Source organism: Chryseobacterium sp. OSA05B, from assembly GCF_019970065.1.
GTDB lineage: Bacteria > Bacteroidota > Bacteroidia > Flavobacteriales > Weeksellaceae > Chryseobacterium.
Genome location: NZ_JAHXYH010000003.1, coordinates 251,151 through 265,763, shown reverse-complemented (window position 1 = coordinate 265,763; position 14,613 = coordinate 251,151). Strand labels below are relative to the sequence as shown.

General features: G+C 40.0%; 15 protein-coding genes. 6 read left to right on the top strand and 9 right to left on the bottom strand.

The window, feature by feature from the left end; genetic code table 11:
- Nucleotides 1-22: 22 nt before the first annotated feature.
- Nucleotides 23-631: a DNA-3-methyladenine glycosylase gene (locus LC419_RS13370; protein ID WP_223607829.1), complete on the bottom strand. Its 609-nt coding sequence runs from the start codon at nucleotides 629-631 to the stop codon at nucleotides 23-25.
- Nucleotides 632-823: 192 nt separating this feature from the next.
- Between LC419_RS13370 and LC419_RS13365 the strand changes: the two genes are divergently transcribed.
- Both LC419_RS13365 and LC419_RS13360 read left to right on the top strand, forming a co-directional pair.
- Nucleotides 824-1,168, top strand: a complete 345-nt coding sequence (locus LC419_RS13365) for a hypothetical protein (protein WP_223607828.1) — start codon at nucleotides 824-826, stop codon at nucleotides 1,166-1,168.
- A 97-nt stretch (nucleotides 1,169-1,265) separates the two neighbouring features.
- A complete protein-coding gene (locus LC419_RS13360; protein WP_223607827.1) occupies nucleotides 1,266-1,655 on the top strand; it encodes a hypothetical protein in 390 nt (129 codons plus the stop codon).
- A 200-nt stretch (nucleotides 1,656-1,855) separates the two neighbouring features.
- On the opposite strand, the gene LC419_RS13355 is transcribed toward LC419_RS13360, so the two are convergent.
- The 3 genes from LC419_RS13355 to LC419_RS13345 all read right to left on the bottom strand — a co-directional run bounded on the left by LC419_RS13355 (nucleotide 1,856) and on the right by LC419_RS13345 (nucleotide 3,035).
- The gene (locus LC419_RS13355) at nucleotides 1,856-2,422 is read right to left on the bottom strand and encodes a ferritin-like domain-containing protein (RefSeq protein WP_223607826.1); all 567 of its coding nucleotides are present in this window, start codon (nucleotides 2,420-2,422) and stop codon (nucleotides 1,856-1,858) included.
- Between the two features lie 144 nt (nucleotides 2,423-2,566).
- Complete coding sequence (locus LC419_RS13350; protein ID WP_223607825.1) at nucleotides 2,567-2,797, bottom strand: hypothetical protein; 231 nt, start codon at nucleotides 2,795-2,797, stop codon at nucleotides 2,567-2,569.
- A 10-nt stretch (nucleotides 2,798-2,807) separates the two neighbouring features.
- Nucleotides 2,808-3,035, bottom strand: coding sequence for a glutathione synthase (locus LC419_RS13345; RefSeq protein WP_223607824.1), 228 nt, complete (start codon nucleotides 3,033-3,035; stop codon nucleotides 2,808-2,810).
- A gap of 167 nt (nucleotides 3,036-3,202) precedes the next feature.
- Between LC419_RS13345 and xth the strand changes: the two genes are divergently transcribed.
- Complete coding sequence (xth, locus tag LC419_RS13340; RefSeq protein ID WP_223607823.1) at nucleotides 3,203-3,976, top strand: exodeoxyribonuclease III; 774 nt, start codon at nucleotides 3,203-3,205, stop codon at nucleotides 3,974-3,976.
- A gap of 21 nt (nucleotides 3,977-3,997) precedes the next feature.
- On the opposite strand, the gene LC419_RS13335 is transcribed toward xth, so the two are convergent.
- Both LC419_RS13335 and LC419_RS13330 read right to left on the bottom strand, forming a co-directional pair.
- Nucleotides 3,998-4,612 carry an alpha-ketoglutarate-dependent dioxygenase AlkB gene (locus LC419_RS13335; protein WP_223607822.1) on the bottom strand — a complete coding sequence of 205 codons (615 nt, stop codon included), beginning with the start codon at nucleotides 4,610-4,612 and terminating at the stop codon, nucleotides 3,998-4,000.
- A gap of 19 nt (nucleotides 4,613-4,631) precedes the next feature.
- Entirely contained in the window at nucleotides 4,632-5,417 is a 786-nt protein-coding gene (locus LC419_RS13330; RefSeq protein ID WP_223607821.1) for a LexA family transcriptional regulator, read from the bottom strand.
- A 350-nt stretch (nucleotides 5,418-5,767) separates the two neighbouring features.
- Between LC419_RS13330 and dinB the strand changes: the two genes are divergently transcribed.
- The gene (gene dinB, locus LC419_RS13325; RefSeq protein WP_223607820.1) at nucleotides 5,768-6,913 is read left to right on the top strand and encodes a DNA polymerase IV; all 1,146 of its coding nucleotides are present in this window, start codon (nucleotides 5,768-5,770) and stop codon (nucleotides 6,911-6,913) included.
- A 20-nt stretch (nucleotides 6,914-6,933) separates the two neighbouring features.
- Nucleotides 6,934-9,987, top strand: coding sequence for a DNA polymerase III subunit alpha (locus tag LC419_RS13320; protein WP_223607819.1), 3,054 nt, complete (start codon nucleotides 6,934-6,936; stop codon nucleotides 9,985-9,987).
- 33 nt (nucleotides 9,988-10,020) lie between these two features.
- Here LC419_RS13320 and LC419_RS13315 read toward each other — a convergent pair whose 3' ends face one another.
- Nucleotides 10,021-12,888, bottom strand: a complete 2,868-nt coding sequence (locus LC419_RS13315) for an AsmA-like C-terminal region-containing protein (RefSeq protein ID WP_223607818.1) — start codon at nucleotides 12,886-12,888, stop codon at nucleotides 10,021-10,023.
- An 80-nt stretch (nucleotides 12,889-12,968) separates the two neighbouring features.
- Nucleotides 12,969-13,280 carry a hypothetical protein gene (locus LC419_RS13310; protein ID WP_223607817.1) on the bottom strand — a complete coding sequence of 104 codons (312 nt, stop codon included), beginning with the start codon at nucleotides 13,278-13,280 and terminating at the stop codon, nucleotides 12,969-12,971.
- A 43-nt stretch (nucleotides 13,281-13,323) separates the two neighbouring features.
- On the opposite strand from LC419_RS13310, the gene LC419_RS13305 reads away from it, so the two are divergent.
- Nucleotides 13,324-13,467: a hypothetical protein gene (locus LC419_RS13305; RefSeq protein ID WP_223607816.1), complete on the top strand. Its 144-nt coding sequence runs from the start codon at nucleotides 13,324-13,326 to the stop codon at nucleotides 13,465-13,467.
- A 134-nt stretch (nucleotides 13,468-13,601) separates the two neighbouring features.
- On the opposite strand, the gene map is transcribed toward LC419_RS13305, so the two are convergent.
- Nucleotides 13,602-14,366 (bottom strand): type I methionyl aminopeptidase, encoded by a 765-nt coding sequence (gene map / locus LC419_RS13300; protein ID WP_223607815.1) that lies wholly within the window; start codon nucleotides 14,364-14,366, stop codon nucleotides 13,602-13,604.
- Between the last annotated feature and the right edge of the window lie 247 nt (nucleotides 14,367-14,613).

Sequence of the window (14,613 nt, the reverse complement as noted above, 5' to 3'; positions counted from 1 at the left end):
GTGGAAAAAAGGGAAGGAGGAGCTAGGATCTGGGCTTGCTTACGTATTTATTTCCCCTGACATAAAACCGCCAAGGCAGCAATGCATCTTCCTGTGCATAGGCAACTCCAATGCGAGGTCCTGCAATAATGTCTTCGGAACCATATCTGATCCCATGATCTTCAATCCAGATTTCATTTTCAGTCAGATCTTTTTTGTTAAAAGAACGGTCGATTCCTAAAGCCTTAGCTGCTGAACCGGGACCGGATGAAATAGCAGCTTTATCAGCCGGCATATTTCTTCTGAGTTCCATGATTTCCTGCCCAATCAGAGGCTCAACAGCGCGTACCAAAACGGCATGCGGCTCGCCATCCACAGAAGTTACCACATTAAAGAGATGATGGATTCCATAGCATAAATAAACATAGGAAACACCACCTTGACTGTATAGCGTTTCAGTGCGTTCCGTACGGCGGCCTCCGTAAGCATGGGAAGCTTTATCTACTACACCGAAATAGGCTTCGGTTTCGACAATAATACCTGCCGTTATTTCACCATTTATTTCTGTAAAAAGTACTTTTCCCAAAAGATCTTTGGCCAAAAAAATAACATCCTGATTCAGGTAATAGGAAAGAGGCAGCTTTAAATTCATAGTTTTAAACTTAAACAAAAATAAACATCTGAAATCTATTATCAAAGTATTTAAAGTCCTACAGAGGACTCAGGTTTTGGAAGATCATTTAAAAACAGGATAGGCACAAAAACTTTTATCTAAAATTATCAATTTCAACCCTGAATGATTTATCTTAGATACCTTATTGGTATTTAAAAATAATTTGAACTTATGGGCAATTATCATTTTTCAGACACCCCGGATCCGGACACCAGTCCGTTTGGAGAGAGGCTTGCCAATCTTGTTGCAGATCAACTACAGACCGGTGAGATTCTGGCCTACGGTCATCGGGATTATTGTGGAATGGGCATGAAAGTAAATGAAGATCAGCAATTTTTATACGGAGAAGTATATGACGGGGATTTTGATTCTCCGAGAATTTTTGAAACGCGGGATTTATTTGTCACCTGGCTTTCCGCACAATCTACAGCATCACTGGCACGATTGGATGACAAAGAGTTTTTCCAGGGAAATCAGGTTATTACAAAAAAGCGCCTGCTGGATTTTATCAGCTGATCAATAATGTACAACGATCTAAATTTCTGTTATGGAAACATTTAATATATCAACAACAAATAACGATAGAAAAAGATTGAAAACTCGGGGGAACTTTTTGAAATGTATTCCTGCAATATTATTTGCAATCCCTTTTTCTATCATTTCCTGTACTCCGGATGGTGCAAAAAAAACTACACAAAAAACGGAACCTCTTTGCTGGAAGGATATCCGGGTGGGAGAACTTCCTCCGGAAGGAGCCTATGGCGGCATCGACAGTCTGGTAAAAAAATGGAATTTATGTTATGAACGGATAGAAACCGGATGTGAAGTCACCGACAGTATTACCAGGCTACAAAGGAAATACGACCGTTCCAATGGGATATATTTTAAAAGTCTTGAGAAAAAACTGGGAAAGAACTGGAAACAGCAGTTTGATAAGGAACTTCAGGTCGCAGACCGTATTAACTGGATAAAAATCAACAAACAAATAGACCGTTTGAATTAATAATTTCTATGTACATATTAGAGTTCCAATCTCAACAATTAAAAGGCAGGAAGCTGGAAGAGAAATGCCGGAAGTTACTTGTTGGATATGTAATTTCTGACTGTCGTTATAGAAGTTGAAGTAATCTTTACAGTAAAACTACATTCTGACATTCTGACTTTAACAACTTTTCTGTTCCAGCTCCAAGCTTTCTTACTTTATTATTTCGCTTTGCTGTTAATCGCAGTATCCGCTATTTTACTTAACAACTGATCGCATTTCTTTTCTTCAGTCAAAGTAGCGAGAAGATTTTTAAGACAATCTTTTTCATTAAGAACTTTCGCGTAAGCAGCTAATGAACCATAGGTGGCAATTTCGTAATGTTCAACTTTTTGAGCAGCAGCAATGATCCCTGCATCTCTTACAGCTCCCTGCTCGGTTTCCTCCATAATGCCTTTTCCTTCATCCAGTAGTCCCTGCATCGCATCGCATTTTTTAGCCTGAGCCTTTTTTCCGAGTGCAGCGAAACATTCTTCCAGCCTTTTCACATGAACCTGAGTTTCATTAAAATGCTTTTCAATAGCCGTTTTCAGTTTTTTATCTGTAGCATTTTTATGCATTTTCGGAAGCGCTTTTACAAGAGCTTTCTCTGCCCAGTAAATATCTTTCAGTGAATCCTCAAATAAGTCTTTCAGCTGTTTGGCAGCATCTTTTTTAGCCGGAGTTTTCCCTGTTTTCTTCGTCACAGTTTTCGACGCCGTCTTTTGTGCTGTTTTTTTAGTTGCCATAATAATTATAATTTAGTGATTAGTGTTTATGACCTGCAATTATAGGACCAGTATGCCGTTTCGGGTACTGATGTGGTATCCGGTGTACTGTTGTTTTGAACAACAGTAAATTATATAATTTAAAAAATATGAATGCGTAGACGATTAGCTTTCGTTCTCCTTATTGAAGCTAACGACCTCATACTCGTCATTCGAGCAGTATTCTTTGCAGCTGTTGTCTTTAAAATCATCCGGATTTTTAGAAAAAGCTTCAATATATTTCGCACTTTCAGCTGTATCAGCAGGGACAATAATAATATGATAGCTTTTCAGTACAGATTCATCCGCTTTTTGTAAAGCTTCTTTTTTATAGGTTAAGGCTTCGCTGTATTTCATAAGATATTTTTTAGTTTTCAAAAATAAGTCTGCCGTCAAAAGGTTCGCTCCATTTTATAAAGACCCGGTCATTCAGTCTGGTGATCATGGCCTGTACGGTTTCAAATTCCCCGTCTTCCTTTTTCCTTTCAACGGTTAAATTTGATCCCTGGCCGATTTCGTCTTTACTGTATTCCAGCTGATATTGATTTTCATTATTCAATATGAATTCTGCTTTGGTGAAGTTTTTACTTAACATGGGACAATGTTTTATTTTTTAAGCTAATGAATAAACTATGCCAACATGAATCCGGCTCTTAACTGAGTGAAGAATAATTCATTAAAAATACCTTGCTTTTCCTCAATGGGATGGAATAATTATTGCCATCTGAAAAGAAATCACCAGTCTTTTAATCACCTCAAAATATGAAAATAGCAACCTATAATGTGAACGGGATCAATGGCCGTCTTCCGGTACTCCTGCAATGGCTGAAAGAAGCCAGTCCTGATATTGTCTGTCTTCAGGAATTAAAAGCGCCACAGGAACGTTTTCCCCTGAAAGAAATCAATGCTGCAGGATATCAGGCCCTATGGAAGGGGCAGAAAAGCTGGAATGGGGTAGCCATACTTACCAAAGACCTTGAAATTACTGAAGTTCAGGATAGTTTGCCCGGAGATCCGGAAGATCTGCAGAGCCGTTATATTGAAGCTATTATTGATCAGATGGTGGTATGCTGTATGTATATCCCCAATGGAAATCCTTATCCGGGGCCTAAATTTGACTATAAACTAGACTGGATCAAGCGTTTAAAAAAGCGAACGAATGAATTAATCAAAATGGAGCTTCCTGCCATACTCATCGGCGATTTCAATATGATTCCGGAACCGATAGATGTATACAAACCTGAACGCTGGGAAAATGATGCATTATACAGAACAGAAGTCAGAAAAGCTTACAAAGAGCTGCAAAATAAAGGCTGGCTGGATTCTATCCGTACGCTCTATCCCGATGAAACGGTTTACACCTTTTGGGATTATTTATACAAAGCCTATGACAGAAATGCAGGGATAAGACTGGATCATATCCTGCTGAGTCCTTATCTGCATTCAAGCTTAAAGTCGGGTGGAGTAGACCGTCATGTCCGGGGGTGGACAAAAAGCAGTGATCATGCGCCGGTATGGATTCAGCTGGAAAAATAGATAATTTCAAGATCAGGTGAATCACGATATTTCATGAACAAGTCTGAATGTAAGATTGATCCGTGATTTCATAGGTTGTACAGACTTGGCAATGCGGTGTTCCCAATTCAGCTGAAGATCTCCTTTCATGATCAGCAGAGAACCGTGCTGAAGTGGTAAACTGTATTTATTCCGGTGGTCATCCGCTTTCCGGAAATCAAAATTCCTGACCTGTCCGAGACTTACAGAAGCAATGATCGGACGTGTTCCCAGTTCACTGTCTTTATCCTGATGCCAGGCAACCGAATCATTCCCGTCACGGTATAAATTCAACAATACAGAATTAAACTGGTATCTCGATGATTGCTCTATCTTCTGTTTCAAAGCTAACAGTTCCGGTAGCCAGGGATTAACGTTAAAATCATTTCCACCCAGTTTGTAGGTTTTGCTTTCGTCTCCGTACCAGGCTGTCAATCGGGGCGTCAAAACCATTTTATCATACATTTTCTGGGTTCTCTGTTTCCACGGAGCAGTACGGATCAGAAGCTCCTCCAGCTGAGAAGCTTCATGTTCCGGCAAAAAATGATCTGTATATTCCAGCAGCTCTTTCGGAAACCGGAAAAATTCTTCTGAATCAAATAAACTAAGCTGATCCATTGCATGGTATGTATTAACGTTATGAAGACTTCCGGCGCCCTGAAACTTTACGGTCCAGATCTTTGATATCCTGTTTCAGTTCGCGGAACATTTCTTTAAAATTATAGCTTTCATAATCACCCGGTTCAAAGTCTTCCGGGAAAATTCCTGAAGCATACTGCCAGATCTCTACAATCTCGTTAAACGGAATGTCATAAGGTTCATAAAAAGAATTATCAGCACTTACACAAACGGAGTTCCCTTTTGTTTCTTTAAAACGTTTATAGGTAATTCCATCATTTAATGTAATGAAGACATAGGTTTTCCCCGGTTTCAGTTCACTGATCCCTTCTACATATTTTCCTACGATATACGAACCGTTTCTGAATGGTGGCATAGAGTCTCCATCTGCAGGAAAAGCCCTATATTTGCCGTTCGTAAGGAAGGGAAGAGCAATTCTCTGAAGACTTTCGATGTAGCCGATGTCACTGTATCCCTCAAGGTATCCCATGGATGCTTTTTGAGGAATGATCTCAATGGTATCATTTCCAAGGTGATCTACAGCTACCGGCAGGACAATTCTGTTATCAGGAAGTTTCAGCATTTCTTCCATCGGGTATTTGCGGATATCTACAGAGACCAGCAGGTCGATGCTGACGTGAAAATATTTGGACATTTTGACAAGCAGCTCGATAGGCGGTTCAGATACTCCGTTCTCATATTTGGAATAGCGTACGCGGGAAATCACCAGTTCAGTGGCTACAGCCTGTTGGGAAAGGCTTCTCTTGCCTCTCAAAAAACGGATATTATTTGAAAAAATTGACATTGATACAAAATATATCAACAAAAGTACAAATTTTGATTCAAAACATTCCCCTATTCATCAAATAAACTCATCTATTCCACGGTTAATCCTGAAAATTAAACACTTCCGGAACTTTATTTTAAAATAATTTCATCAAAAAAAACTTAGGATCATTCATCTCATCATTTTAACGTTATTTTTTGATTTTCCATTAATTGATTTCTGACAGATTTCGCAGATTTTTTTGAAACTTCTCTGATCTTCTTTTCAAAGGAAGGGAAACCCCTATGATCCCTCAAAAAATAAATATTGATACAAAATATATCATTTAAAATACAAAGTTTGATTCAAAACATATCTAATTTTGTATCATGGAACGTGCGATTGTACATATGGACCTGGATACATTTTTTGTATCCTGTGAGCGTCTTGTCAATTCTAAATTTAACGGAATCCCCCTGATCATCGGAGGTGGAGACAGGGGCGTTGTGGCTTCATGTTCCTATGAAGCACGTCATTTCGGGGTACGTTCTGCCATGCCGATCAGGATGGCACTCAGGCTTTGTCCGGATGCAAAAGTCGTTCGTGGAGATCATGAAATGTATTCCAGACTTTCCCATACTGTAACCGATATTATCCAGGAAAAGGTGCCTTTAATGGAAAAAGCAAGTATTGACGAATTCTATCTGGATCTTTCCGGAATGGATAAGTTTTTCGGTTGCTACAAATGGACCGATGAGATCGCTGCTGCCGTCACCAGAGAAACAGGACTTCCGATAAGTTTTGCCCTGTCTACGAATAAAACGGTTTCCAAAATCGGAACGGGAGAAGCCAAACCCGGAAAAATGGAAATCAAACTTCAGGAAGTCAAACCTTTTCTGGATCCTCTGTCCATAAAAAAAATCCCGATGGTAGGAGACAAAACCTTTCATCTGCTTTCCCGGGTAGGAATCCGCACCATCCAGACCTTATCTGAAATGCCGGTATTAGTTCTTCAGCAGATGATTGGACAAAACGGTAGTGAACTGTGGAAAAAAGCAAACGGAATCGATGAAAATCCCGTGATCCCTTATTCCGAAAGAAAATCAATATCTACAGAAAGAACTTTTACTTCAGACACGATGGATATTCCTGAGCTCAGACGGCTGATCTCCGGAATGGTTGAGCAGCTGACCTATCAGCTTAGAAAAGAAAAATGGCTGACATCCACCGTGGCCGTGAAGATCCGCTATGCTAATTTTGATACGGAAACCAAACAGTCCAGAGTGGCATATACTTCTGCGGATCACACTTTGTCAAGGGTTGCTTTGGACCTGTTTAACAAAGCATATACCAGAAGAATGAGACTCCGTCTGGTAGGATTGCGTTTTACCGGACTGGTTCATGGCAGCCATCAGATGAATCTTTTTGAAGATACCGAAGAACAGATGAGTCTTTATCAGGCCATGGATGATCTCAAAAACCGCTTTGGATCCCATGCGGTAGGCAGAGCTTCCGGGTTCGATTTCGGAAAATAAAAATCAATAAAACCCAGATTATGTTTCTCAACTGTCATTCCTATCACAGCCTCCGTTACGGAACTTTATCCGTGAAAGAACTGGTTGCCAAGGCGCATTCATTGGGCATCAGGGAACTCGTGCTTACGGATATCAATACGGTTACCGGTATTTATGAGTTTAAAAAGGAATGCGAAGAACAGGGAATTCAACCTGTTGCCGGTGTTGAGATCAGGAAAGAGGGCAGGCTTCTCTATATTGCAGTGGCCAAAGAGTTCAGTGGCATAGGAGAAGTGAATAAAATGATCACAGATCATCATTGTGACGGTAAGGATTTGCATGAAACAGCTCCGGAATTTGAGAATGTGTTCGTGATTTATCCGATTGAAAACATGCCGGAAATACTGAAAGACCACGAGTTTATTGGCATCCGGGAAGAGGAACTTACGCTTCTTATCCGCCCAGAACTTCAGAAGATGATCTCCAAAATGGTTGTTCTTCAGCCTGTCACCTTCAGTACCAAACAGGAATACCACCTTCACCGAATTCTCAGAGCTATCGATAACAATACGCTGCTCAGCAAACTTGAAGAAACAGATATATGCAGGAAATCTGAATATCTGAGGGCTGAAAAAAACATTCTTGACGCGTTTCAGAGATATCAGGAAATCATTCAAAATACAAAACATATTTTCAGCAGCTGCAGTTTTGAATTTGATTTTAAAAAAGTCAGAAACAAACTTCATTTTACAAAATCCAAGGAAAGTGACCTGAAATTCCTGAGCAGACTTGCTTATTTAGGACTGAAAAAACGATACGGTCTGGGGCATGAGGAAGCAGGCAAAAGAGTAGAAAAGGAACTCAAAGTGATCGACGAACTTAATTTCTCCTCTTACTTTCTGATCACCTGGGATATTGTGCGATACAGCAACAGGATGGGATTTATGCATGTAGGGCGGGGAAGCGGAGCCAACAGTATGGTAAGCTACTGCCTGGGAATTACAGATATCTGTCCTTTGGAACTGGATCTTTATTTTGAACGTTTTCTGAACCTTAACCGCCTCAGACCTCCTGACTTTGATGTCGACTGGAGCTGGCAGGAGAGGGATGCGATGCTGCAGTATATCGTTGACCGCTATGGTAAAGATCATGTGGCTTTCTGCGGAACCAATGTAGAATTTAAATACAGATCGATATTCCGGGAAGTGGGAAAAGCTTTTGGACTGCCTAAGGAAGAACTTGATAACCTCGCCACCCAATCCGTGGAAACCTATGACCGAAATAAGGTAGTGGATATGGTTGCCAAATATGGTAAACTGCTGGAAAAATTCCCTAACCAAAGGAGCATGCACGCCTGTGGGATCCTGATCTCTGAAGAACCGATCACTCACTTTACAGCACTGGAAATGCCCCCGAAAGGATTTCCGATTGTACAGTTTGACATGTATACTGCGGAAGACATAGGACTGGAAAAGTTTGATATCCTTTCCCAGAGAGGCCTGGGAACCATTAATGATACCGTAAAATTAATCAAGGAAACCAGAGGAATTACCGTGGATATCCGGGATACAAGCATTTCTAAAGATGAAGCTGTTGCCAACGAACATCTGGCTCAGGGAAAAACGATAGGCTGTTTCTATATCGAATCTCCTGCAATGCGTGGTCTTTTAAGAAGATTAAAATGTGATAATTACAGAACACTGGTCGCCGCGTCATCCATCATCAGACCCGGAGTAGCGCAAAGCGGAATGATGCGTGAATATATTTTCCGGCATAATCATCCGGACAGGTTTGAGTATTTCCATGATGTTTTTAAAGAACATCTGGGAGAGACTTACGGGATTATGGTGTATCAGGAAGATGTGATCAAAATTGCGCAGTATTTTGGCGGGCTGTCACTGGCTGATGGAGATATTTTACGGCGTGCCATGAGTGGAAAAGGACGTTCACTGTCTAAACTTCAGGAAGTAAGAACCAACTTTTTCAATTCCTGCATGGACCTGGGACACCCGGAAGATCTTTCCGCTGAAGTTTACCGGCAGATCGAGTCATTTGCAGGTTATTCTTTCTGTAAGGCCCACTCAGCTTCATATGCCGTGGAAAGCTATCAGAGTCTTTATCTGAAAGTCTATTATCCGCTGGAATTCATGGTTTCGGTTATTAATAATCAGGGGGGATTCTACCGGACTGAGGTGTATATTCATGAGGCCAGAATGTCCGGGGCATCTGTTCAGACTCCCTGCGTTAATACCAGTGGTTTTCAGACGGTATTGAGAGGAAAGGACATTTACCTTGGTTTTATGCTTCTGCAGGGTCTGGAGACCAGATTAGCCCACGGAATTGCTGAAGAAAGGGAGAAAAACGGAAATTATAAATCGTTGGAGGATTTTATCCGTCGTGTTCCCGTGGGTATTGAAACCATACAGACCCTTATTTTTATCGGAGCATTCCGTTTTACAGGAAAACCGAAGAATGAACTTTTGGTAGAAGCCCGATTGCTGCTGATCAATTTTAAGCCTGAAAACAGAGGACTGATGCTGATCGAGGAACCTGTCCAGGAATATAAGCTGCCACAACTGAAACGGGAACATTTTGAGGATGCTTTTGATGAAATCGAGATCATAGGATTTCCGGTTTCCTGCAGTCCGTTTGACCTGCTGCAAACCCGGTACAGAGGGTCCGTTTTTGTAAAAGATCTTGTCATCTACCATAAGAAGCAGGTGAAAATGCTGGCCTATCTGATCTCCAGAAAACATGTCCCGACTAAAAAGGGAACCATGTATTTTGGAACATGGACAGATGTGAACGGAGATTATTTTGATACCGCTCATTTTCCGGACAGCCTGAATGACTATCCATTTCAGGGTGGCGGATGTTATCTGCTGCTGGGAACTGTAGAAGTGGATTATCATTTCCCGACCGTCACCATTCATAAGATGGCAAAAATGCAGATGATCCCTGATCCGAGGTATGCGTATGATAAAGATAAACAGTATGATATTCACCGGCAGATTAAAGAAGATGTGAGTATGACCTCCAGAAAGCCTTATCCACAGGCGCATGAGATTGGTCTGCCAAGACAGAAATTCCAATAAAATAAAGACTGCCACACCGGACAGTCTTTCTTTTTATTTTTCCTTAAGATCTTTGTTGATCTGCTTTTCTGCTTTTTTAGCCCGCTCTTCCTGAGCTTCTTTTTCTTTCCGCTGTTGCCTTCTTGTTTTTTTCTCGGCCCGTCTTTCTTCACGGATCACTTTATTTGATTTCTGATTATATAGAGCATCTACAATTCCCTGCCCGGTTTTACTGAAAATCTTGATTTTCGGTTTGCTGTGAGTTCCCGTAACAACAATTGGGAAGCCAATCCAGCCACCGGGAGGAAGACCTACTCTTACTCTTAAGTCCAATAATCCGTTGAAACTTGTCGTTCCGCTGATGGACGGTCTCAGAACGGAAACTTTAAAGGTGAATTTATCTACATGGATCAGGTTGTTTTTGATATTGGTTTCAATCGTTACGCCTTTCATATCCGGATTGTCAAAAGCCTTTGCCCCGATATTATCCCCGACAGCAGAAAGCATTTTCAGGTTTTTCACTTCTACATCCCGTAGATTAACCGTTCCGCCACCTTCAAGTGAAGGGTAAATCGGGCTCATATTTTTATCAAAATCACCTTTCAGTTTATAATCCAGGGATACGATTCCTTTGACATCTTTGGCTGCAGTGGCCATTTCACGCACCATATCAATTTCTTTGTAAGCCCGCTGAACATCAAAATCCTGAACTTTAAGGGCTACATCATAATTAGCCGTCAGTGGAGATTCGTTCTGATAACGGGCATCAATATTCATGCGGCTTCCGATAATGTCAAACGAGGTATTTTTAAGATAAACCTCGCCTTTATTCACAGAAGCATTTCCTTTCAGATGATTAAGTGTTAGTCCTTTAAATTCAACCTTTTGCGCATTGGCTTCCAGAGAAACATCCAGGTTTTTAGGGATGATGACCACGCCGCTGCTTTTCGGGTTTTCTACTTTTGCGTACTCCACTTCGATAGATGTATCGGTATTATCGCCATTTTTAAGCGCCATAAATTCATCGATCAGAATGTAATTGGAATTCAAGGTAAACTTCCCGTGAAGCGTTCCTTTTCTTTCGATAAAATAATTGATGGTATTAAGAAGATAACCATTCAGGGCAAAATCAGATTTTCCGTAGGTGGCCAGGAATTTTCTGAACCACATTTTTTCATTTTCAAACTGGAAATTTCCTTCTCTGATAAAAAATGATTTTGGAAGGTATTCTGTCGTGGCTTTAATGTTCTTTAAAATTAAAGTTCCTTTGTTGTCAAGTTTGCTGTACTGGCCTGTTGTGGCATAACTCTGGCGGCCATTGAGGGAAAGGTCAGCCATAATCAATCCACTGATGTCAAATCCTTTTTTCGCAAAAACTTTATAAATTCTTCCGATATTCAATACGCCTTTTGCGCGGACTTTATACAGCAAATCTTCAAAGTTTTGGAGATCGGCATTCACAAAAACAGGATTTCCTTCAAAATCAAAGCTGAAAGGGTCCAGTTTTACGCCGAGGCTTTTGAAAGTCCCGTCGGTATTGATCATATTCGCTACCACATTGATATTCTGGATAGGGTTGGGATAGTATTTTGTTTTGATCAGACCGTTTTTAAGATTCAGGTAGCCATTGGTTTTCGGGAACAGCTTTTTATCAAGACTGAAAATTCCATTGGCTTTAATATTGGTATCCATCAATCCCCGGATATCAATATCTTTCAGTCCTAAAGCACGGCTCAACGTCTTAAGGTCTACAGCCCCTTTGATATTGGCATCTACCTGCATTTCATTCAGGCCTTTGGTTTTTACATAAGCGCGGAAATTATTATTCGGTCCCAGATCAAAGCTCAGTCTTTTTAAGTCTATAGCAAGCTGATCGGTATCTAATGATGGTAAATCCACATTCAAATCCATATTCAGATTATTCATCGGAACAGGTGCTTTTCCATTAGCAACAAAGCCATTTTTAACCAAAAGGCGTACTTTGACTCTCGGTTTCATACTTTTTGGTTCACTGAATCTGCCTTTGATATGAAAATACAGATCACTGTTACCTTCTATTTTAGTGTCTTTGGCCCAGTCGAGATATTGCGGAGGCAGCACAGAGATCATTTCACGGATCGTTGTTTTTTCCGAAGCCGCCTTAATATCCATATTATATCCATCCTTAAGAATGCTTATAAAACCGATGAATTTCAAAGGGAGATCATTAATCCTCAACTCATTCTTTTTTAATACAAAAGTTAAGGCATTGGTGTTAATTCGGGTAATCAGGTCAGCATGTAAGGTTTTTTGTTTGGCGTAATAAATTCTGTTCAGACTGAAATCCACTTTATCAATATCAAGATTGGTCTGAAGATCAAAAATATCCTCACTCAATCCGCCTTTCCCTGTATAATTCAGCCCTTTGGCATCTACTAAAACCCTTGCAGAATGGTCATTATATTTAATATTCCAGTTTTTAAACCTGATCAGATCCAATTTTATTGAAGCTCCCGTTTCTGTAGTATCTTTAGGTTTTCCGGAAGGTTTGGAGACGTAAACATTGTAATTCGCTTCTCCTTTGCTGTTGACAAAAACATTGGCATTGGCATCGGTGACATAAATTTCATCAATTTTCACTTCACGGTTGAAAATCAGATTTTTAAGATTGATTCCCACTGCGACTTCTTTGGCCGTCAGTAAAGTGTCGTTCTGAAAAGGTTTTGAGCCCTGTAAAACGAGGTTATCCACAGAAACCGTAAGAGAAGGGAAGTGCCGGAAGAACGTGAGATGCGTTTTTTTATAATCGAGTTTTCCCGCAAGATGTTGATTCGCAAATATTTTTACCTGCTGAGAAATCGTCCCCGGAAAAAGTATGGGAATGATAAACATTAAAAATAAAATAGCTGCTATTGAAATTCCTGTCCATTTTAGAATTTTCAAAATTATTTTTTTAAAATTTTCCATAAATCCATAATTTTGATGAATATTGACAATAATAATTAGTTATTTCTAATCTAAAATCAAGCCATTCGCTCATTCTCCTTTTCTTTAATATTATTTTTTTGTAAGTTCGCGCCGCGGTAAAATAAGCTAAAAGAAATAGATAAAAATATCTGTTCATCGCTATTAACGTTAAAATCTATGAGAAAAAAATTATTGACTGTATTGTCTTTTGGTCTTATCCTTTCAACCACTTCATGTGCAAGTATTTTTACAGGAACTAAAGATTCAATATCATTTACATCATCGCCAGAAGGAGCCAAAGTATTCCATAAAGGTGTAGAAAAATGTACAACACCGTGTACGGCTGATATTTCAAGGTCGCTGAGCAAACAGACTGTTACCTTTTAAAAAGAAGGATATAATACGAAGGAGGTGAAGCTGGTGAAAAACTTTAATGCAGTAACCCTGCTGAATATTCTTCTTGGTGGAGCCATCGGTGTAGGAATTGATGCTGCAACAGGTTCTCTGACTAAATACTCTCCAAAACAATACACCGTTGAATTAGAAAATAAATAAAACCGGATTATCCAACATAAAAAAGCATCTGTAAAATGTACAGATGCTTTTGTTTTATAGTAAAAAATGAAGAGAGTCAAGTCAATGAAAGGTCTGATAAAAACTTCCATCATCCTTCTTCCTGCTTCCAATCTCTAGTTCAAGATCTCATTCATTTCAGTTAAAATGATAGGTTTCCCATCGGTTACAACAATGGTATGTTCGTGCTGTGCCATATAGCCGCCTTTGTTGCCTACCATCGTCCAGCCGTCATTCAGTTCTACTGCAATATTGGAGGATGTAGAGATAAAAGTCTCAATGGCCACCACGGAATTCTTTTTAAACCTTCTGGAGTCATATCGGTTTCTGTAATTCATCAGTTCATCCGGCTGTTCGTGCAGGCTTCTTCCGATGCCATGCCCGGCCAGGTTTCTGATGACTTTAAACCCTCTTTTTTTAGCTTCGGTTTCCATGAGAAATCCTATGTCTGCTATTTTTACGCCGCCTTTTATATTGTTGATGGCTTTCTGTAAAATTTCTTTGGAAGCATTCACAAGTTTCTGGTGCTGATGAATATCTTTCCCGATCACAAAAGAACCGCCGTTATCAGACCAGTACCCGTCGAGTTCTGCAGAAACATCAATATTGATGAGATCTCCTTCCTTTAAAACTCTTTTGTCAGTAGGAATACCGTGGCAGAACTCATTGTCTACACTGATGCAGGTCCAGCCGGGAAATCCGTAGGTAAGATGCGGCGCAGATTTCGCCCCAAAATCAGAGAGAATCTTCGCTCCATATTCATCAAGGTCTTTCGTGGTCATGCCGGGTTTAGCGTACTGAATCATTTCTTTTAAAGTATAGGCCACAGCTTCACTCGCTTTCTGCATTCCTGCCAACTCCTGTTCATTGGTTATAGACATAGTCTTTTATTTACGGTTAAATAATTATTTAGAAACGGCAAAGTTAACAAATAAAAAATATTTCAATCCGACAAAAGGAACTGCTCAATTACTGTTCTTAATATTTCAAGTGATTTCACTTCCATAAATCTTGTTTTTCTGAGCACAAAATTAGGAAGACTCTGAGCCACTTTAGTCACCCAGTTTTATAAAACAAGATGGCCCAGATGACCGGAAAAAATCTTCCCCAATTTTCTGCAAATAAAAA